The sequence below is a fragment of the Paenibacillus aurantiacus genome, assembly GCF_042431225.1.
Lineage (GTDB): Bacteria > Bacillota > Bacilli > Paenibacillales > Paenibacillaceae > Paenibacillus_Z > Paenibacillus_Z aurantiacus.
Window position 1 is genome coordinate 21,685 of the sequence record NZ_JBHMDO010000028.1, and the last position, 21,101, is coordinate 42,785.

A 21,101-nucleotide genomic window follows, 5' to 3' on the forward strand; every position below is an offset into this window, starting at 1 on the left:
AATCTAGCCATGATTTCTTTGCTAATTATGGTGGTGTTACGGCCGAGAGAAGTCGGATAACATGGGAAGCATACGGCATGATACGCTACGCGATTATCGGCTAATCATTCAGAGGTGAAGAGATGAAATACGTCAACCCGGTTATTAAAGGCTTCTATCCGGACCCCAGCGTATGCAAGGTGAAGGACACCTATTACTTGGTCTGCAGCTCCATGCAGTATTTCCCGGGCGTGCCCCTATTCGAGAGCAAGGATCTGATCAATTGGACGCAGATCGGTCATTGCCTGACTCGGGCTAGCCAGATTCAGCTGGAAGGCGTGAACAGCTCGGGCGGCGTATTCGCCCCGACGATCCGCCATCATGACGGCCGGTTCTACATGACGACCACCAACGATGCGACGCGGCAAAATTTCTACGTCTGGACCGATGATGTTTATGGCGAGTGGTCCGAGCCGGTCTATGTGGACCAGGGCGGCATCGATCCCGACTTATTCTTCGAAGGCGGCAGCGCGTATTTCATGAGCAACGGGACGGACGATGAAGGCATCGGCGGGATCGTGCAGTGCCGAATCGACATCGAGACCGGACGGAAGCTGACGCCGAGCCGATCGATTTGGCAGGGGACGGGCGGACGTTATCTTGAAGCGCCGCATCTGTACAACATCAATGGCTGGTATTATTTGCTGGCGGCGGAGGGCGGAACCGAATTCGGCCATATGGCCACTTACGCCCGCAGCGCTTCGCCCGAGGGGCCGTTCGAAGCGTATCCGCATAACCCGGTCTTGACCAACCGGAATCTGGGCGGCTACGAAGTGCAGGCCGTCGGTCACGGCGACTTGATTCAAGACGAAGGCGGCCATTGGTGGCTGCTCCATCTCGGCTTCCGCCAGATCGGACAGTGGATTGCTTACCATCATCTGGGACGCGAGGTGTTCCTCACGCCGGTCACCTTCGGGGAAGACGGCTGGTTCACGGCCGGGCATCAAGGCACTACGCTGTCGAGCTTCGAGACCGACCGGATTCCGGACGGCATCGTACAGCAGGAGAAGAAGCGCTATACATTCGCGAATACGGACTGGAACCTGGATTGGTGCTATCTTCGCCATCCCCATCGGGATAACTACGCGCTGGAGAACGACAAGTTAACCTTAACGGGAACGGCGATTACGCTCGATCAGCCGGAATCGCCCACGTTCCTTGGCTTGCGCCAGCGCGATTTCCACGCGGTTATGGCCTGCGACGTGTCGTTGACGACCGCCGGCGAGGCGGGCATAACGATCTACATGGACGAGCACCATCATTATGAGCTCGCCATTCGCCAAGGGGATCAAGATTATGAAGTCATCGAGCGCTTGAACGTCGGCGATCTGAAGAGCGTCGAGAACACGGTCGGAATCGGGCAGGCATCGTCGGCCACCTTGGTGATCGAAGCGAGCCCCACCCGCTATACGTTCATGCTTCGCGCGAACGGGGAAGACATTCGCCTGGGCACCGCCCAAACGAAATACCTCTCCTCCGAAGTTGCGGGCGGGTTCACGGGCGTGATCATCGGCTTATATGCGAGCGGCGAAGGCGTTCGTGCAGAATTCTCGAATTTCAGCTGCGAGTATGCTTGATCGTCGTCTAACACGCGATCCGCAAGGCCCCCGTTCGGGGGCTTTTTTGCCATGTCCGAATTTGCCATGTACGCCTAGCCGATGACAAATTCCATGACAACTCCCGTTACAACAGGCGATGATCGCACGTGGTATCATCCTCTTAGAGAAGTCTATCTTGGGAGGGCACATCATGGTTCGGATTCAAGATCTATTGAGGAAGCAAGAAGAAGAGGGGTTCGTGGGGAGATCTCGCGAGCTGGCGATTCTGCGCAGAGAGCTGGCAGAGGATAATGACAACTGGCGGCTTGTGCATCTATATGGACTAGGCGGTATCGGGAAGACGAGTCTGCTGCGGAGGCTGGTTCGCGACATGAACGTCGCGTCGGTTACGTTGAATGGGGAGGATTGCCGATCGCTTGAGCAATTCCTGTCGCGCTTACGCGCGAGGTTAATTGAACAAGGATGGGCGCCACCTCCGTCTCCAGCGGCAGACGAGGCAGCCGCTATGGCTGATTATTTGAACGAGGAGGCCGCATCCCGGCAAGGACTTGTCGTAATCGTGGACGACTTTGAAGCATGCCGTCCGATCGAGTCTTGGCTGCGCGATCAGTGGTTCCCGATGCTCGCCGTACACGTAAGGGTCTGCACGGCAAGCCGTTATCCGCTGGGCGATTCTTGGCTGCTGGCGCCGGGCTGGACCGGACTTGTATATCACCTTCGGCTCGGTTCTCTAAGCAGGCGCGCCGTCGACCGCTATGCGGAAGTGCGCGGTATCGCGGATCGCGGCGCGCGCGACGCGATCGATCGGTTCGCCAAGGGGATGCCGCTGGCGATGACGCTGGCGTGCGACGCCATGCTGCAATACGGTCCGGGTGTGCTGCGAGAAGGCTCCGTGCACAGACAGATGATTCACTCCTTGTGCGTGATGCTCCTGCAAGACATCGAGGGTCCCTTCGAACGTCAGCTGTTGGATGCGGCTTCCGTCTTCTGGCGCTTCGATCAGGAGCTGCTGGAAAAGGCGACGGGGCAGGCCGTGACCGACGAATCGTTCCGAAAGTTGTGTGGCCTGCCGTTCATCGTTCTATCGGATGAAGGGGGCTGGAGCGTCGTCGATGCCATGCGGGAATGGATTCGGACGGATTTGCGCAACCGCACCCCGGACGCTTACGAGCTGTTCCGGCGCAGAGCGCTGCTCATTCTGCAAGGGAGGCTGGCTGCGGCGCCTGCGGATCAGAAGCGAAGGCTGATCGTCGAGCTGCTCGACCTCCACGAGAACGAGCTGCTGCGCAGTTATGGTTTTCGCGGACAAGGCGAACGCTTCAAGGCGGAGGTTCGGCAGGCGAGAGAGGCCGATATTCCGGTCTTGGAGAACATGTATCGGGAGTGGACCTGCACCATTCCGCCATATTTGCCGGACGATACGCATCAGGAAGCTTATATTCGCAAGGTATGGGAAGCAGAACCTTCTTCCTTTACCGTGTTTGAAGCGGAAGGAAGGCTGGCAGCCTTCTATGCCTTGGTCCCGCTAACCCCGAGAGCACGATCGGTTTTCGAAGACAACCCCGTATTAAGCGCCTATGTCAAGGCGTCCCCGCCGCAAGACGATGAATACCTCATCTGGCTCGGCTGCACGCTCCCGGATTTCGACCCCTCCGCGTTCGGGTATCTCCTGCGCCGCTTGTTCTCGGAACTGGCCGGCAAACTCGTCGTAACGCTCACCCCTCTCCCTTACTTCGCGGATATGTACGCGTCGATTGGCTTTAAGCGCCTTCCATGGGCAGATTCCCGTTATACGGAAGGAACGCTGATGGAGGCATACAGGCTTGATTTGCGCAATAAGGACCTCTCCGAACCGCTTACCGTTCGGCTATTCCCGAATGCCCCGCAAGAGTCCGTCTCTGTCCAAGAAGCCGCGTCGCTGCTAAAGAAAGCGTTGAGCGGATCGCCTGCGCTCGAACACGACGCTCATTTGCTCCGCGCGCTGCGTGAATCGGGCATGTTCAAGCAGCCGGCGATGCTGGATGCTTCCCCGGTTGCCTCGATTCGGCTGGCCGTATCGGAATGCCTGGCGAAGCTTGGCGAAGGGTCCGAGGAAGAACAGCTGCAGGCGCAGGCGATACGGCTCTCCTATATTCAGCGCATCGGGACGCATGAAGTGGTCGCTGCCCGGCTGCGGCTTTCCCAAAGCACCTATTACCGGTATCTCAAGAAGGGCTTCGAACGCGTCGCCCAAGCCTTGATGCGCGAATAGAAAAGGGCCGCCCCCGTTGTAGATGGCGTCTACGACCGGAAGCAGCCCCCTGCCTGATGCTTATCTTAGAAAATAACCCCAGTACGCGAACTCCAGACACTCCCCGAAGCTCGAGCACTGATAATATTCCGACGACGTTTGAGGCTGCCGGGGCTGGGCGCTGGAGACGCCTGCCGATACGGTGCTGATCGTGAGCATGAGCGCGAACGTAGCCAATAATTTAGGACTGCGCAGTAATTTCATTGGATTCTCCTCCTTCTTCTCGAATGGTATAGACAAGGCGACCGCCTCGGCTATCCGATGGGTGAAGAACGAGTCTGACGGGGACGCATTGCTCTCTCGTTCCGTCATGCCGTTCTTTCTGTATTCACAATAAGACGAAAAAACTCTCATGTTCAATGTCAACATACTCTCACGAATCGGTAGAGACTGCCGGCGAGCAGGCATAATCCTAGCGCATGCGGAATTCAATAGAAACAGAGATCATGACGATAGAGGCACCCGCATGTACGAACGATACTCGGCACGAACGAGAGGAGATGGGATGATGAAGAAGGTTCCCGGGCCCAAACAAATTCCGCTGTTCGGGAATTTGCTCGCGGTCGGCTCGAAACCGCATGAATTTTTTCGGGTCTGCGCGGAGAAATACGGCCCCGTCGTACGCATGCGCTTGGAGCAGCATCGCGAAATCTATTTGCTCAGCCGTCCGCAAGATATCCAGTACGTCCTGACGAACTCGCAGCGGCTGTTCGCGAAAGGCTATCACCGCGATCGTATCCTAAGCCTCGTGCTCGGCAACGGCCTGCTCACGAGCGAATCGGATTTCTGGCTTCGGCAGAGGCGTCTGGTGCAGCCTGCCTTTCACAAGCATCGCATCGAGAGCTATGCGGACACGATGACCGCCTATACGGGCCGTCTGCTCGAGGATTGGGAGGATGGCCAGCTGCTGGATATCCATAAAGAGATGATGCGATGCACGATGGAGATCGTCGCCAAGACGCTGTTCGACATCGATCTGAAGGAACCGCGCTATCAAGGGTCCAATCAAGTCGGAGAGGCGCTCGATCAAGTGCTCCATGGCTACGTGGAGCAATTCACCAGCGTCGCCCGCATGCTGCTCGAATCGCTGCCGATATCGATTCCGCTGCCCGGCAGCAAACGGCTAAAGGACAGCGTCGATCGGCTCGATCGGCTGATCTACGACATCATCGAGGAGCGGAAGGGAGAGGATCGGGACCGCGGAGATCTGCTCTCGATGCTGCTCGCGGCGCAGGATGACGACGGCGGCCGGATGACGCCGAAGCAGCTGCGCGACGAAGTGATGACGTTATTCCTGGCCGGCCATGAGACGACGGCGAACGTCATGTCCTGGACGTTCTACTTGCTCGCCCAGCATAAGGAGGCGTCGCGCGCGCTTGCGGCCGAGCTGGACGAGAAGCTGAAGGGAAGCGTTCCCACCTTGTCCGATCTGGCGAATCTGCCCTATACGCGGGCGGTCATCAACGAATCGATGCGATTGTATCCGCCGGCGTGGTTTATATCGAGAGAGCCGATCGAAGACGTGTGGATCGACGGCTATTGTTTGCCCGCGGGGTGCGAGGTGGCCATGAGTCAATGGATTATGCACCGCCATGCCGAGTATTTCCCGGAACCGGATCGCTTCCTTCCTGAACGGTGGTCGCCTGAATATGAGAAGAGCCTGCCGGCTTACGTGTATTTTCCTTTCGGCGCCGGACCGCGCGTCTGCATCGGCAACAATTTCGCCATGATGGAGGCTTCGCTTATCCTGGCTTCCATCGCGCAGCGATTCGAGTTCGAGCTGGATCCGGATCATGTGGTCATTCCTGAACCGTCGATCACGTTACGGCCGAAGAACGGCATTCGCGTGAGAGTCAAGAGCAGAAGCCAGTCTTAATTCTGCACATTCATCTATGCCGGTTGATCGTCACGCTGGCGGAGTTCGCTATAGCCGCATCAGGAAGCCGACGGCAGGGGAGTAACGCATAGCATGAGCTAGAAACGCCTTCGCGCAAGGCGTTTTTTTGGCATGAGGGCTCTCGTACGCGACCGAGGCTCCGTACCTCGGACAGCTTGCAACACGTCGCGAATTCATTCGCATAGGGTGAGATTCGTTGGCAGCTTCTTCCTTAATGCTCCACGGCCGTCACGTGCCCGAATATTACATGCGCATTCGCAAATGTTTTACTTGTAGGCGTCAGTTTCCGTGATATGATGTTGCAAAGCATGTCGAGACGAACATGAGAGAGAAACTGGGATGGGACGGGATGGGTAATGGACAAGAAAATATGGAGTTATGCGGGGCTTGTGGCGGTTGCCGCGATATGGGGAGCGAATTTCGGCATCTCCCGGTATGCGATGGATATGTTCGATCCGATTCTGTTCACCTTCTTACGGTTCGGACTGGCAGTTCCGTTCTTCTTCGTGCTGCTGAAGTTGACGGAGGGGAGTATCGGCATTCCAGTGAAGGCGGCGCTGCAGCTGGCGGCCATCGGGTTAGTCGGCATCACAACGCTGGAGATCAGCGTCATGTACTCGATCAAATATACGACGCTCGCCAATGCTTCGCTGCTGAACGTGGCGCCGTGGCCGATATTCGCCGCGGTGTTCGGGACGTTGTTCATCCGGGAACGCATCTCGTCGCGGCTTGTCGTCGGCGGGATCGTGTCGATGGCCGGCGTGTGCCTCATCATTCTCGGCGGCGAAGAAGGCTTGAGCTTGGGGTCCGACAATATGGTGGGCAACTTGCTGGCGCTTGGGGTCAGCATTATCGGCGCGCTGTATAACGTGGTGTGCATGCCGCTTATGAAGCAATATTCGGCGCTTCGGGTCAGTGCATGGATGATTTTATTCGGCAGCTTGTTCATGCTCCCGTTCACGATCGGTTCGTGGGGGAAGGTGGAATGGGGGGAGCTCGGCACGGCGGGTTACGGCGCAATTCTATTCAACGTGCTCGTCAGCACCGTATTCGCTTTTGTCGTCTGGAACGCAAGCATGTACAAAATCGGGGCGACGCGGGCGAATTTCTTCCGCTACGTCGTCCCCGCGTCCGCGATGGTCGCAGGCTACCTGTGGTTCGACGAGGGGATCGCGGGGTCCCAGCTCCTCGGCGCGCTGTTCATGGCGGCCGGGCTGGTCTGGATTAGCTTGGAGAAGCGCAAAGGAAGCGCGGAAGCGGCGAAGCCGGAGGTTGCGTAAGCCAGCTGATGCGCGCGCAGGCGGATAAGCAGAGAACGAAACAGCAAGCACGCCGGATGACGGCGTGCTTATTTGCGTGCGAATACATATGGCGAGTGGGAAGAAATTTGACTGGGTCGTAGTACAAGCGGCACGGGTTTGACGGCCGGTGTGATTGCGCGTTGTGCGCCGCTATGGCATTGCTTAAGCCGAAGGAAGGCATGCACGTCTGCCAGTCATCTTCTGCGCCCGCTATCCGTCAATATGGAAAATGCCAATCTCATCGTAATGGTCCAGCTTGAAATTAATCGTGTTCAAGCTGCGGCTAAGCATCTCCATCTGACGGAGAATGTTGGCTTTATGCCGCTCCAGCAATTCCTTGCGCTGCTCGCAGGTCGACGAACCCTCCAAGCATAACAACATGAATCGTTTGATCTCCTCGAGCGGCATGCCGCTGTGCTTGAGACAGCACACCAGTTCCAGCCAGCATACATCCATCTCGGAATAGCGCCTTGTCCCGTAATCCGTCTTCTTCAATAAAGGCATCAGACCTTCTTTGTCATAATAACGCAGCGTTGACGGGGGCAGCTGCAGCCGTTCCGATACCTGCTTGATGGTATAGTCCATGCTAGGCTCCTATCTGTCCATTTTGGCTGAATGCTGCATTCCCAATCTTCGGATTGTGAACGCAAATCAATCAGCCCTGTTTGGCTGAATGCTGCATTCCCAATCTTCGGATTGTGAACGCAAACCAATCAGCCCTCTTTGGCTGAATGCTGCATTCCCAATCTTCGGATTGTGAACGCAAACCAATCAGCCCTCTTTGGCTGAATGCTGCATTCCCAATCTTCGGATTGTGAACGCAAACCAATCAGCCCTCTAGACTTAAAGTTAAGTTTAACTTTTATGATGGAAAGGTCAATAACAAGAACGAGAAGGAGTGATCACATTGCAATACAGAAGACTAGGCAGAAGCGGACTGAAAGTAAGCGAGATCGGGCTGGGGAGCTGGCTGACCTACGGCTCGTCGACTGCCGAGGAGACGGCGCAGGCTTGTATCCATCAAGCATACGAGCTCGGGATTAACTTCTTCGATACGTCCAATTCCTATCCGGGCGCAGAGGACGTGCTGGGCCGCGCATTGAAGGCATATCCGCGCAGCAGCTATGTGCTGGCAACGAAGCTGTTCTTCCCGCAAGGGCCGGGACCGAACGATCGCGGATTGTCGCGCAAACATATCGTGGAGCAATGCGAAGCGAGCCTGAAGCGGCTTGGAACGGATTATATCGACTTGTACCAGTGTCATCGATTCGATGCGGACACGCCGATCGATGAGACGCTCCGGGCGCTTGACGATCTGACGGCGCAGGGCAAAATCCTGTATGCGGGCGTAAGCGAATGGTCGGCGGCGCAAATCGCGGAGGCAACCGCGATCGGTAATATCTTGAATTTGCGCCCGCTGATCTCCAATCAGCCGATCTATAATCTGTTCGAGCGATATATCGAGCGGGAGGACCTCATCTTGCAGTGCGAATCGGCAGGGATGGGCTTGGTCGTCTTCTCGCCGCTTGCCCAAGGCGTGCTGACCGGCAAATACAAGCCGGGGCAAACTATTCCGCAAGGCAGCCGGGCGGCTAACGATCAGACGAATTTCGTTATTAACAGCTATCTTCGCGAGGATGTGCTCGCTTGCACCGCCAAGCTTGCCGATCTGGCGGGAGAGCTCGGGTATACGCTGTCGCAATTCGCCCTCGCTTGGGTGCTGCGTCAGCCTCAAGTCAGTTCGGCGATCATCGGTTCCAGCCGTCCGGCGCAGATCGAGGAGAATATCAAAGCAATCGAATTGTCGCTATCCGGCGACGTGCTTGCGCGCGTGGAAGACATCTTAGCCGAGGTGAGCGGCTTCGCGCCTCTACGGTAGCGGTTCGCCGTCGTCTTCTCCGCGAAAACACAAAAAAACGAAGCCGCGAATCGCCGGCTTCGTTTTTGTATGCACGTTACATGACGAACCAAACAACAGCGAGCGCGACGACCGCCGGAACCGCCTGCACGAACAGAATCGATCGTTTGGCCGTTAAGCTCCCATAAATGCCGGCCGTGAGCACGCACAGCAAGAAGAAGGTCAAGATATGCTTGCTTACCGTATGATCCGGATACAACATTCCCCAGAACATCCCCGCGGCCAGAAAACCATTGTATAAGCCCTGATTCGCGGCCAAGGATCGGGAGGCATTCGCGGTTTCCTGCGTCAAGCCGAATGCTCGAATTCCTCGCGGCTTCGTCCACTGGAACATCTCCAAGTATAAAATATACACGTGCAGCAATCCGATCAGTCCAGCCCCAATATAGACGGCGATCATTCCATGTCCACCTTCCCGATTCACAACTGATTGTCATGTTCAGATGATTATAATCTACCGATTGTACTACGGCGAGTGGAGAGGGGCAACCGAATGTTCGGTCGGGTATGAGCTAAGTGGTTCTTACTCTTGCCCGGATGGAGTCGAAAATCAGTTGACCGACAAGAATCACGACGCCGACGTTAATGAAGAGATCGGCCATATTCAGGATCCCGCCGTCCGGGCTGAATTGCAGGAAGTCCGTCACCTTCCCTTGGAGGAGCCGCTCGATGCCATTGCCCGCGGCGCCGGCGACGAGGAATGCGAAGCCGGTATCCTGCACGCCAATTCTGGTTACGTCCGATCTCCGCTTCCTGTAGATGACGACGAATGCGATGAACAGCACCGCGATGACGCCGAACAATCGGCCATAGCCTTGGAACGAGCTGCCTGCCGCACCGGAGTTCTGATAGTAAGTGAAATGCAGGAGACCTTCGCGGAAAATCCTGGTGTCGCCGACGTCCATATGATAGCGCACGAACAATTTCGAGATCAGGTCGACAGCCGTTAGCAGCATACTGAGCCAATAAAACATCGCATCACCCGCTTTCTTTTCGTAAGTTGATTATAACGAGAAATGAACGGGCGGACAATGCCATCGGCGGTTGGGGAGCTAGATAACAGGGCGAAGACGAAATTATCCGTTTCGCCTTGACCAGTCGTTCAGCTGTTTCTGTTTCTCGGCAATGACCCGGTCGATGCCGGCGGTGCGGAGCGCGGACCGAAACTCGGGTAGCGTTACATCCGGATCAAGCGTTCCCGTCTCCAAGCCGGATACATATTTCATCAGCACCGCCTCAATGGCGGACAGTTCATTCTTGACCGGTTCGGGATTGAAGGAGAAGCCGAGCGCGCGCGATTGACGGGCGGATTGGTTAAACTGAACGGTCCGCTCCCATAACTCGGAACTGTCGGAGTCCCATGTGTAGGAGATGAATTGATTGCCCGCCTCGTAGTTGTTGAACGAATAGCCGACATTCGACGCGTTGATCCCCGGAGGGTAAGCAATGGATTGATCTGTCGACTTCACGTAATGCTTGCCTTCGATCCCATAATTGAGCAGATTGAGCAGCTCGCGGTCGGCGTACAGCAAATTCAGCAGCTCCATCGCCTTCTTCGGATGCGGCGTGCGCGCCGTCATGCTCATGCCGAACACCTTGATCGTGCTCGTCGTCATCGTGGCCTCGGTCAGAGGCACCGCGATCATCGGCCGTCCGGTGAGCCGGGATTCCTGCTCCTCCACGCCGGGCTTCAGCGAGGAGAAATACGCGAAGGCGGCTCCCGCGCGCACCAGCTCCCTGCCGGTATCCTCGCTGACGGCGGCATCCTCCGAGACATATCCTTTCAAATACCAGCGGCGTATCCGCCGAAGATCCTCCGCATACTGCTCGGTCTCATACAGATTCACCAACTGCAAATCATGGTCGAAATCCGGCAGGACGCCTAAGCGGTCCTCCATCGCGTCATAGATGCCGTTGCTTAGCCCCGTGTAGATGGATTGGGTGTTAAAAGCGGCGATCGGCGTCAAGCCGGGCTCATGCGCTTTGATGATCGCAAGCATCCGCTCCACATCGTCAATCGTTCGGATGGAAGCGGGGGCGATGCCGTGCTTCTCCGCCAAATCCTTCCGAATCATGATGCCGTGGCTCGATGCCCAGTCCCGCATGCTCGGAATCGCATACAGATCGGAACCGATCGTCAGGTTGTCCAGCATCGAGTCGCCGATCGTCTGCTTAATATCCGGTCCGTACCGCTCCACCAAGTCGCGCAGCGGGCGAATATGCTCATTGATAATCATATTCTTGAATTCCCGCGAGTTGATCGAGACGAACAGGTCCAGCGGCTCTTTCTTCAGCATCATCAGGTTCAGCTGCTGGCTGTAATCGTCCGACGGGATGGGAACGAGCTTGATCTTGGCGCCGATCTTATCGACGAGAATCCGGTTCATCCGCTCTTGGACGTCCAGGAGATCGGCGCTGCGCTGCATTTGGCTGAAGACGAAGGATAGCTCCGGAATCGTGGCGGGATCCGGGCTGGAGGCTTCCTTCGCCTTTGATGGAGCGGAATTGCCGTTCAGGCATCCGGACAGCGCGATGACGGCCATTCCCGTCAGCAGGGCGAGCTTCAGCGCCCGGTTCATGGCGACGTTCAAGTCGGATCACTCCTTTCGATAACCGTTGCGTCTGAGCTGACGGTATTAAAGCGGACTCATCTGCGTGTTGCGCTTGAACTGCTTCGAGAAATACGAGAAATTCGGAATCCCGGATCGCTCGGCGATGTTACTGACGGGAAGCTCGGTCTGCACGAGCAGCTTCTGCGCGAGCTGCATGCGCGCTTCGGTCAAGTAATCGGTGATCGACAGACCGGTCTCGCGCTTGAAGAGGCGGGCCAAATAATCGGGATTCAGGTATACGTGATTCGCAAGCTGGCGCGCGGAATTTTTCCGACGTAAGCGGGCACTGGGCTTCGGCCAGCATCGAGACGTGGATGGCCCGAGGCGTCATCGCGGGATTGACGGACGGCAACTTCGGGCCGGATAAGCCGATGAGCCGCGCGGAGTTCGCCGCCGTGGTCAACCGCGTGCTCGGCTTCGAGAAGAAAGCAAGCGTCAACTTCTCCGACGTGGCGGCGGGCGCTTGGTACGCGAATGAGATGCTGAAGGCGAAGGAAGCGGGGTATCTGGAGGACGAGGGTCAAGGCGCGAAGCCGAAGGAAGGGCTGAACAAACAGGCCGCAGTCGCGATGCTGGCGAGAGCGTTCGGCATCGCGACGACGGACGTGACGGCGCAGATGGACGGCATGCCGACGCTGGCCGCGGCGAGCGCGAACCATACGCTGACGCGCGCCGAGGTCTTCGCGATCCTCGACAAGCTCGTCGCCGGGTACGGAGCGAAGTGGTTGGAGACCGCGGCGGATGGCAGCGGCATCCGTCGCGTGATCAATAAAGGCGGCGCGACGTTAGGCTATTCCTCGGCGTCCGGCGTCAGCGTGATCCAAGCGGACGGGCAGGCGTTCAAGGATTTGAACCGGAACGGTAAGTTGGACGGCTACGAGGATTGGCGCTTGGAAGCGGACAAGCGCGCCGTCGATCTCGCCTCCCAGATGACGGTGGAGCAAATCGCGGGCCTCATGCTGTACAGCGCGCATCAATCCATCCCGGGCGGCGCGACCGCCAAGTATAACGGCAAGTCGCTGGCCGATAGCGGCGCGAAGTCTTCGGATTTGACGGACGATCAGAAGAAGTTCCTCATCCAGGACAACCTGCGCCACGTGCTGATCACCACGGTCGAGAGCCCCGAGGTGGCGGCTCGCTGGAACAATAACGTGCAGGCGCTCGTGGAAGGGGAAGGCTTGGGCATTCCGGCCAACAACAGCTCCGACCCGAGGCACACGACGGTGCCGAGCACCGAGTACAACGCCGGGGCGGGCGGCAAAATTTCGATGTGGCCCGAGACGCTTGGCCTTGCCGCGACGTTCGACTCCGAGCTGACGCAGCAATTCGGCGAGATCGCGGCCAAGGAATACAGGGCGCTCGGCATCACCACCGCCTTGTCGCCGCAGATCGACATGGCGACCGACCCGCGCTGGAGCCGCTTCAACGGCACCTTCGGCGAAGACTCGCTGCTGGCGACCGATATGGCACGCGCTTATGTGGATGGGTTCCAAACCTCGACGGGCAGCGACGAGATCGCCGGCGGTTGGGGCTACGGCAGCGTGAACGCGATGGTCAAGCATTGGCCGGGCGGCGGTTCCGGCGAAGGCGGTCGCGATGCTCACTTCTCTTATGGCAAATATGCGGTCTATCCGGGCGATAACTTCGCCGAGCACCTGCTGCCGTTCGTGAACGGCGCCTTCAAGCTCGAAGGCAAGACGGGAATGGCGTCCGCGGTCATGCCGTACTACACGGTCTCGTACAACCAGGATACGGTGAACGGGGAGAACGTCGGCAATTCGTATAACGAATATTTGATCACCGACCTGCTGCGGACCAAATACGGCTACGACGGCGTCGTCACGACGGACTGGGGCATTACGAAGGATGCCGGACCGACGCCGGACACGTTCGCCGGCAAACCTCACGGGGTCGAGCAATTGTCGGAAGCCGAGCGCCACTACAAGGTCATCATGGCCGGCGTGGACCAATTCGGGGGCAACAACGAGGCGGGACCGATCATCGAGGCGTACGCGATTGGCGTGAAGGAGCACGGCGAAGCGTTAATGCTCAAGCGGTTCGAGCAGTCGGCGGTTCGCTTGCTGAAGAACATTTTCCGCACCGGCCTGTTCGAGAATGCCTACGTGAACGTGGAGAACACGGTAGAAGTCGTCGGCAATCCCGATTATATGACCGCCGGCTACGAGGCGCAGCTGAAGTCGATTGTTATGCTGAAGAACAAGGACAACGTGCTGCCGCTGAAGGAAAAAGCGACGGTCTACATTCCGAAGAAGTTCTATCCGGAGACGGTCGGCTGGTTCAATAACGTGACGCCGGCCAAGACGGATAATCCGGTGAACCTGGACGTCGTCCGCAAATATTTCAACGTGACGGATAACCCGGCGGAAGCGGATTACGGCCTCGTCTTCATCACGAATCCGGAGACCGACGTCGGCTACAGCAAGGCGGATCTGGCCGCGGGCGGCAACGGTTACATGCCGATCAGCTTGCAATACGGCACTTACAAAGCCGATCAGGCGCGCGAGACGAGTCTTGCCGGCGGCGATCCGCTGGAGAAGTTCACGAACCGCTCGTACAAAGGCAAGTCCGTCACGGCGAGCAACATCAAGGATCTGGAGAATGTGCTGGACACGCGCAAAGCGATGAACGGCAAGCCCGTCATCGTCTCGGTGCTCACCGACAATCCGCTCGTCATGAAAGAATTCGAAGGCGCGGCCGACGCGATCCTCGTCAACTTCGGCGTGCAGGATCAGGCGCTGATGGACATTATGTCTAGACGAATTGAGCCTTCCGGTCTGCTTCCGATGCAGATGCCGAAGGACATGGAGACGGTCGAAAAGCAATTCGAAGACGTGCCGCACGACATGGAGGTTCACGTCGACAGCGAAGGCAACGCTTACGACTTCGCCTTCGGCTTGAACTGGAAGGGCGTCATACAAGACGCGCGCACGGCGAAGTACGGGAAGTAATCGAGTTATAGAAATCGGAGAATGCCGCAGGCGACTGCGGCTTCTCCTTATGCCGTTTCGGTGAAAGTTATCTTCAGCGGGCTAGATTAATGCAGCCGCGCGTCGTAATTTTTAGACACCTGCTCGAGTACAAGGATGAGCGCCTGCCACGCATCATGACGAGTAAATGCTCCGGATCGCCGATGCGATCTTGCTAAAAAGGCTGATTCAGGTATAGTCCCGAATCAGCCTTTCGCCTTGTTAGAAACGACCGCCGAGCTGTTGCTCCGCGATTTGGACCAAACGTCTCGTAATATAACCGCCCAAGGAGCCGGCGTCGCGCGTGGCCATATACCCGTAGTAGCCGTCGGCTGGAATTTGAATGCCGAGCTCTTGCGCCACCTCGTATTTCATTTGCTCCAGCGCGCTTTTCGCTTGCGGTATGACTAAGGTGTTGCTGCTTCTTCTTGACATATAACCACTCCTTTGATAGAAGATTATTGATAATATGCCAAATGATTCGGGGCCCTATACGACATTATTCGCCGCACCCGCATCCAATTTGTGGCATAGTAAACGTTGTCATTTCGGCGCGACATCCTGCGGAAGGAGAGGGCAAGTTGGAATCGTTCAGTCTATTTGACGAGAAGTGGCGGCTAGGCGACTACCGGCCGCAGCTTGATGCTTATTATTACCGGCAGTGGATCGATTTCCACATGAACGAGCATGCGCATCCGCAAGTCGAGATCATGTACGTCATCTCGGGGCGCTGCATAGTCGAGACGCGCGAACAGGCGGTAGAGCTCGGGGGAGGCGATTTTATCGTCCTCGATTCGTGGGTGCCGCACCGGCTGGTAGTAAATCCGGCAGAGCCCTGCCGCATGCTTAACGTGGAATTTACGTTCGCGCCGAGCGGGGCGGTCGCGCCTTCCATGCGCCAGCTCGCGGAGACGTCGCCGGCGCTCCGAATGCTGCTCGAGCGGCGACAGCCTTGGTTCGTTCTCTCCGACCCTAGCGACGTGCAGATCACCTTGCGAAGTCTGGTGCTTGAATTGGATGGGCACGGCGGCGAAAGGGAAATCCTCAGCCATCTGATGATCGGCCAGCTGCTGCTGCAGATTGCTCGGCTTTATGCGGAGCATCAGCGCTCCGGCCTTGCGCCGCAGACAGACCGGTACGTCCGGCAGGCTGTACAGTATATTCTTCAGCATTACGACTGCGAATGCCAGGCGAAGGATGTTGCCGCGCATGTCAAATTGCATCCCGTATACTTGCAGCGCATCTTCCGCAAGCAGATGGGCATCAGCATGGCGAGCTACATCATTCAAGTGCGGATGGACAAAGCCAAAATGCTGCTCGGACGAACCGCGATACCGATCGCCGACATCGCAGACTATGTAGGCATTAACAGCAGGCAATACTTCAATGAATTGTTCAAGCGGACGATCGGCCAGACGCCGGCCGCTTACCGCAGGTCGGTGGAGCTGGTCGGCTGGGACAAGAAATAGAGGTTGCAATAGTTGACAGCATGAGGTCGAAGTCGTTTCAATAGTGAAAACGTATTCCTCGCCGCTCTGCTACAATGGGGCTATCACTCCCGCTAGCAGCGGAGTATCGACGAGGAGGCGTTTTGGGATGTCATTCAAGGTAGCTTTTATTGGAGCAGGCAGTATCGGATTCACAAGGGGGCTGCTGCGTGATTTGCTGGCGGTTCCGGAATTTCGGGACATCGAAGTTGCATTTACCGACATTAATGCGCACAACTTGGAGATGGTGACCCAGATTTGCCAGCGGGACATTGACGAGAACGGGCTCTCGATTCGAATCGCGCCTTCGTTAGATCGCCGTACGGCGCTGCGGGATGCCCGCTATGTGTTCTGCGTCGTCCGGATCGGCGGTCTGGAGGCGTTCAAGACGGACGTGGATATTCCGCTTCAATACGGCATCGACCAATGCGTCGGCGACACGCTCTGCGCCGGCGGCATTATGTACGGTCAGCGCGGTATCGCCGAGATGATGAATATATGCCGGGACATTCGCGAAGTGGCGGAGCCGAACGCCTTGCTGCTTAACTATGCGAATCCGATGGCGATGCTCACGTGGGCATGCAATACGTACGGCGGCGTCCGCACGATCGGTCTGTGCCATGGCGTTCAGGGCGGCCATCATCAGATCGCGAAAGTGCTCGGCTTGACCAAGTCGGAGGTCGACATCGTATGCGCCGGCATTAACCATCAGACGTGGTACGTGCAGGTGAAGCACAACGGCGAGGATATGACAGGCAAGCTGCTCGAGGCGTTCGAGCGTCACCCGGAGTACAGCCAGACCGAGAAGGTGCGCATCGACATGCTGCGCCGATTCGGCTATTACTCGACGGAGTCGAACGGCCACTTAAGCGAATATGTGGCGTGGTATCGCAAGCGTCCGGAGGAAATCCACGATTGGATCGACCTCGGCAGCTGGATCAACGGCGAGACGGGCGGCTATCTTCGCGTCTGCACGGAAGGGCGAAGCTGGTTCGAGACGGATTTCCCGAACTGGATGAAGGAGCCGTCATTCGTCTATGCGGCCGAGCACCGCGGCGAAGAGCACGGCTCGTATATCATCGAAGGGCTGGAGACCGGACGCGTCTATCGCGGCCATTTCAACGTCGTGAACAACGGCATCATCAGCAACTTGCCGGATGACGCCGTGATCGAAGCGCCAGGCTACGTCGACCGCAACGGCATTAACATGCCGCAGGTCGGAGCACTGCCGCTTGGCTGCGCGGCCGTATGCAACGCCAGCATCTCGGTCCAGCGGCTCGCCGTCGAAGCCGCGATCCACGGCGATGATCGGCTGCTGCGTCAAGCGATGATGATGGACCCGCTCGTCGGCGCGGTGTGCAATCCGAAGGAGATTTGGCAGATGGTCGACGAGATGCTGGTCGCGCAAGAGCAGTGGCTGCCGCAATACCAAGAGGCGATCGCGGCGGCGAAGCACAAGCTGGCGACCGAGCCGCTGCTGCCGACGCGCAAGGATTATCCCGGCGCAGCGCGTCTCGCCGTCAAATCGGTGGAAGAGATGCAGCTCGACCGCGACGCCGCCAACCGCAATGCCGGGGAATCGGATAAGGCGAAGGAGAGACCGGCGGCAGCTCATTGAGGCTTAGGATGGTTTCCGGTTTCAACGATAGGTACAGCGTTTCACGAAGGGTCGCGTTTAACGCGGTCCTTTTCGTCGTCAAGTCATCGAGTCGTCAAGTCATCCAGTCGATGATTCATCTCCGCTCTAAGCCCGACTCGCCTCCGCCTCCGGTTCCCTTATTCGGCCCGACCTTGGTCCAGCCGCGGCGGGGACGGAAGTTGGTTGTTCCGCGGCTTCTCGCTTTTTATAATCGGATTGACAAATGCTGGAATGGTTGATCCGAGACAGAGCGGGATCGGGCAAAGATTTCGAATAGGCGAGGAGGGGATGGCAGCCGTGCGCGCGTTAATCGAATTCAGGCACGTCACGAAAGAATACCGGATTGGCGAGGTCCGCATCAAGGCGCTGAACGGGGTTGATTTTACGATCGAGGAAGGAGAGTTCGTCGTCATGCTCGGCGCGAGCGGCGCCGGCAAAAGCACCATTCTGAATATTCTCGGCGGTATGGATACCGCTACTTCGGGGCAGATCATCGTCGGGAATCAGGACATTGCCGGTTGGAACGAGAAGCAGCTAACCGCCTACCGCGGCGAGAAAGTGGGCTTCGTCTTTCAATTCTATAATTTGATTCCGAATCTGAACGCGCTCGAGAACGTGGAATTCGCCGCGGAAGTGTGCAAGAACCATTTGGACGCGGAGGATATTCTGCATAAAGTCGGGCTGCAGCACCGCCTCCGCAGCTTCCCGTCCCAGTTATCCGGGGGTGAGCAACAACGCGTCGCGATCGCGCGGGCCGTCGCCAAAAATCCGCTGCTGCTGCTCTGCGACGAACCAACCGGCGCTCTGGACTACGCGACGGGGAAGTCCGTCTTAAAGCTGCTTGAGGATCTGAACCGGGAGACGGGAACATGCATCGTGCTGGTCACGCACAATACCGCGATCGCGCAGATGGCGGATAAGATTATCAAGGTGAAGAGCGGCAGGATCGAAAGCATCGCGATGAATCGCGACAAGCAAAGCGTCGAAAGGATCGAATGGTAATGCTGGCGCTGCTCATTCGGAAGTTAATCCGGGACGTGAAGCAATCGATAGGCCAATTCATCGCCTTTGTCCTCGTCGTGGCGGTCGGCGCCTTCTTCTACGCGGGACTGGTGACCTACAGCAGCAAGCTGAACGCTTACGCGACGGCTTATTTCAACGAACACAATCTAAGCGACCTCAATGTCGATTACACGCGAATCACTGATCGCGACGTGGCGGAACTAAGCAAGCTCGAAGGAGTTCGCCATGCAGAGGGGCGATATACGTTCGATGCCGTGCAAGTGTTCGAAGGCGATAAAGCTTTGCTCACCATTCACTCGATCCCTGCGAATAATGCCGTCAACACGTCTGCGGTATTGGAGGGCGGCATCCCGAGGAAGAAGGGCGAGATCTTGCTGGATGCCCATTATGCGAAAGAACACCGGTATCGGGTAGGCGATCGCTTACAGGCGCGCGTCGGGGAGAAAGACTTGTCGTTCACTATTAGCGGCTTAGGCGAGAATGCCGAACATGCCAAGAAGAATGACACCCAAGACCATCGAGCCTTCGGCGTGGCCTACCTCGCGGAGGCGTCCATTCCCGAGATCGCGGGCGGGATCGTGTACAATGAACTGATCGTCGATGCGCAAGACGGTTATGATCTCGATCGTTTGGCCGCATCCATTGAAGATGCGTCTAAGAAGAACCAGCTCCCTATTACATCCCTGGAGCCGAAAGAGAGGATGTTCAGCTACGCGAAGATCAAGGAGACGATCCAGAATAACCAGCTGATGAGCAAGGTCATTCCGTTCGTGCTTTTCCTCATCGAAGCGATCATTTTGTTTCTGGCGATGTCTCGGATACTCGATGCCGAGCGCAAACAAGTCGGAATCATGAAAGCATTGGGCGTCGGCAATCGAACGATTCTACTCCATTATATGGGATATCCCGTGCTAGTCGGGATCATCGGGTCGATCATCGGCTGGGCGATGGCAGCGGCTATATTCGTTCCATTCGTATCGGCGTCCAGCGCAAGAGCCTACTCATTGCCGGGTATTGCATTCGAGCTATCGCCGCTAACGATTGTACTGCCTGCCCTTGTCTCCAGCGCGTTTGGCATGCTGTCTTGTTATCTGAGCGCAAGATCCGTATTGCATGAACGAGCGGCTCAAGCGATGCGGCCGAAACCTCCGAGAACGGTGAAGAAGACCCTCATCGAACGCGTTCCGGGGCTATGGAGCTATCTTCCTTATCGTTACAAGCTCATCCTGAGAAACGTGTTTCTTCATAAGCACAAAGCATAAGCACAAAGCGCTGGCAAGCTCGGCAGGCGTGGTCCTGAGCACGGTACTGTTAATCACGGCTTTCGGCACGCAGTCGGCACTGCTTCAAGTCGCGGACCAAATCGAAACCGTGAATAAGTACGATTTGAAAGTCGTTTATGCGAAAGGCGCCATGACAGAGCCACTCCCTATACCCGCAGGTGTAAAAAGCCGCTATCTCGTATCCGAGCTGCCGGTAGAATTCATGCAAGCGGACACGAAGGAAAAAGCGACGTTAACGGTGACGGAGAAAGAGAACGGGCTCCTGCAATTTGTCGACGCGAACAGAACCAGCCTTACATTGGTCAATAACGGCGTACTGGTGCCCCAATCCTATGCCGACCATTATGGAATAGCGGAAGGGGACACCATCCTGCTCATGCTCGCGTCGCCAGAGCAGAACAAGCCGATAATCGCGGAGATGCAAGTTGCGAGCATCTCCGCGCAATATTCGAATCCGTCCTTCTACTGCACGCCGGCTTATCTAGCGCAATTAGGGATCGACTACAGCCCGACCGCGCTGCTCATTGAAGCCGAGCCTGCTGCGGATCTAGCGGGCATCCGAGCGTTCTTCGAACAGGACCAACGGGTAGAGGCTATTACGGACCGGCAGGATCTAATGGAGTCCGCCCAGTATATCTTGCGGCAAAATAGCTTTGTATTCATCATGTTCATCGTCTGCGCGGTGATCCTCTCCTTTGGCGCCATCTATACGATCTCATCCATCAATATCTATGAACGGCAGCGAGAGTTGGCAACCCTCAAAGTGTTAGGTTACCAACGAAACCAGATCAACCGACTCGTCTTCGTCGAGAATAGCTGGATCACCGCCTTATCGGTCATTGTCGCGCTGCCGATTAGCGGCTATGTGTTCGCGTTGATTATCAAGGCGCTGTCGAGCACGCATCAACTAATACCCGATCAATTAAGCGTGATTGTCATTGTGGCGGCCGCCGCGCTTTCTTTCCTGCTTACGATGCTCGCAAGCCTGCTGCTTCGGCGCAAGGTGTCCCGGATTCGGATGATCGAAGCCTTGAAAGCGATCGAATAAGCACGGACGCCAAACCAA

15 protein-coding genes and 2 pseudogenes are annotated in these 21,101 nt (G+C 56.9%); 10 read left to right on the plus strand and 7 right to left on the minus strand.

From position 1 onward, the window contains the following. Nucleotides 1–122: 122 nt before the first annotated feature. Both ACFFSY_RS17140 and ACFFSY_RS17145 read left to right on the plus strand, forming a co-directional pair. Nucleotides 123–1,616: a glycoside hydrolase family 43 protein gene (locus ACFFSY_RS17140; RefSeq protein ID WP_377496191.1), complete on the plus strand. Its 1,494-nt coding sequence runs from the start codon at nucleotides 123–125 to the stop codon at nucleotides 1,614–1,616. Between the two features lie 172 nt (nucleotides 1,617–1,788). Next, nucleotides 1,789–3,849, plus strand: coding sequence for an AAA family ATPase (locus ACFFSY_RS17145; RefSeq protein WP_377496193.1), 2,061 nt, complete (start codon nucleotides 1,789–1,791; stop codon nucleotides 3,847–3,849). 60 nt (nucleotides 3,850–3,909) lie between these two features. Here ACFFSY_RS17145 and ACFFSY_RS17150 read toward each other — a convergent pair whose 3' ends face one another. Beyond that, on the minus strand, nucleotides 3,910–4,092 hold the full coding sequence (locus ACFFSY_RS17150) for a hypothetical protein (protein ID WP_377496195.1): 183 nt from the start codon (nucleotides 4,090–4,092) through the stop codon (nucleotides 3,910–3,912). Nucleotides 4,093–4,393: 301 nt separating this feature from the next. On the opposite strand from ACFFSY_RS17150, the gene ACFFSY_RS17155 reads away from it, so the two are divergent. After that, on the plus strand, nucleotides 4,394–5,764 hold the full coding sequence (locus tag ACFFSY_RS17155; RefSeq protein WP_377496198.1) for a cytochrome P450: 1,371 nt from the start codon (nucleotides 4,394–4,396) through the stop codon (nucleotides 5,762–5,764). Nucleotides 5,765–6,141: 377 nt separating this feature from the next. Next, nucleotides 6,142–7,065: a DMT family transporter gene (locus ACFFSY_RS17160; protein ID WP_377496200.1), complete on the plus strand. Its 924-nt coding sequence runs from the start codon at nucleotides 6,142–6,144 to the stop codon at nucleotides 7,063–7,065. A 231-nt stretch (nucleotides 7,066–7,296) separates the two neighbouring features. On the opposite strand, the gene ACFFSY_RS17165 is transcribed toward ACFFSY_RS17160, so the two are convergent. Beyond that, entirely contained in the window at nucleotides 7,297–7,671 is a 375-nt protein-coding gene (locus tag ACFFSY_RS17165) for a MerR family transcriptional regulator (RefSeq protein ID WP_377496202.1), read from the minus strand. A gap of 322 nt (nucleotides 7,672–7,993) precedes the next feature. Between ACFFSY_RS17165 and ACFFSY_RS17170 the strand changes: the two genes are divergently transcribed. Beyond that, nucleotides 7,994–8,965 carry an aldo/keto reductase family protein gene (locus ACFFSY_RS17170; protein ID WP_377496204.1) on the plus strand — a complete coding sequence of 324 codons (972 nt, stop codon included), beginning with the start codon at nucleotides 7,994–7,996 and terminating at the stop codon, nucleotides 8,963–8,965. A 76-nt stretch (nucleotides 8,966–9,041) separates the two neighbouring features. Here the strand turns inward: ACFFSY_RS17170 and ACFFSY_RS17175 are convergent, their stop codons facing one another. The 4 genes and pseudogenes from ACFFSY_RS17175 to ACFFSY_RS17190 all read right to left on the minus strand — a co-directional run. Continuing rightward, nucleotides 9,042–9,404, minus strand: a complete 363-nt coding sequence (locus ACFFSY_RS17175) for a DUF1304 domain-containing protein (RefSeq protein ID WP_377496206.1) — start codon at nucleotides 9,402–9,404, stop codon at nucleotides 9,042–9,044. A 112-nt stretch (nucleotides 9,405–9,516) separates the two neighbouring features. Then, nucleotides 9,517–9,978 (minus strand): signal peptidase II, encoded by a 462-nt coding sequence (gene lspA, locus ACFFSY_RS17180; protein WP_377496208.1) that lies wholly within the window; start codon nucleotides 9,976–9,978, stop codon nucleotides 9,517–9,519. 102 nt (nucleotides 9,979–10,080) lie between these two features. Beyond that, entirely contained in the window at nucleotides 10,081–11,595 is a 1,515-nt protein-coding gene (locus ACFFSY_RS17185; protein ID WP_377496210.1) for an ABC transporter substrate-binding protein, read from the minus strand. Between the two features lie 45 nt (nucleotides 11,596–11,640). After that, nucleotides 11,641–11,859: pseudogene (locus ACFFSY_RS17190) on the minus strand (helix-turn-helix transcriptional regulator); the annotation flags it as partial. On the opposite strand from ACFFSY_RS17190, the gene ACFFSY_RS17195 reads away from it, so the two are divergent. Then, the gene (locus tag ACFFSY_RS17195; RefSeq protein ID WP_377496293.1) at nucleotides 11,853–14,585 is read left to right on the plus strand and encodes a glycoside hydrolase family 3 N-terminal domain-containing protein; all 2,733 of its coding nucleotides are present in this window, start codon (nucleotides 11,853–11,855) and stop codon (nucleotides 14,583–14,585) included. The pseudogene ACFFSY_RS17190 and the gene ACFFSY_RS17195 overlap by 7 nt on opposite strands. 240 nt (nucleotides 14,586–14,825) lie before the next feature. On the opposite strand, the gene ACFFSY_RS17200 is transcribed toward ACFFSY_RS17195, so the two are convergent. Then, entirely contained in the window at nucleotides 14,826–15,038 is a 213-nt protein-coding gene (locus tag ACFFSY_RS17200) for an alpha/beta-type small acid-soluble spore protein (RefSeq protein ID WP_377496212.1), read from the minus strand. Nucleotides 15,039–15,184: 146 nt separating this feature from the next. Between ACFFSY_RS17200 and ACFFSY_RS17205 the strand changes: the two genes are divergently transcribed. From ACFFSY_RS17205 to ACFFSY_RS17220, 4 genes and pseudogenes are all read left to right on the plus strand, one after another. Further along, complete coding sequence (locus ACFFSY_RS17205; protein WP_377496214.1) at nucleotides 15,185–16,072, plus strand: AraC family transcriptional regulator; 888 nt, start codon at nucleotides 15,185–15,187, stop codon at nucleotides 16,070–16,072. Nucleotides 16,073–16,199: 127 nt separating this feature from the next. Continuing rightward, entirely contained in the window at nucleotides 16,200–17,708 is a 1,509-nt protein-coding gene (locus ACFFSY_RS17210) for an alpha-glucosidase/alpha-galactosidase (protein ID WP_377496216.1), read from the plus strand. A gap of 318 nt (nucleotides 17,709–18,026) precedes the next feature. Further along, nucleotides 18,027–18,731 (plus strand): ABC transporter ATP-binding protein, encoded by a 705-nt coding sequence (locus ACFFSY_RS17215; protein ID WP_377496218.1) that lies wholly within the window; start codon nucleotides 18,027–18,029, stop codon nucleotides 18,729–18,731. Beyond that, a pseudogene (locus ACFFSY_RS17220) lies at nucleotides 18,725–21,083 on the plus strand (ABC transporter permease). Before ACFFSY_RS17215 ends, ACFFSY_RS17220 begins: the two are co-directional and overlap by 7 nt. Nucleotides 21,084–21,101: the final 18 nt, after the last annotated feature.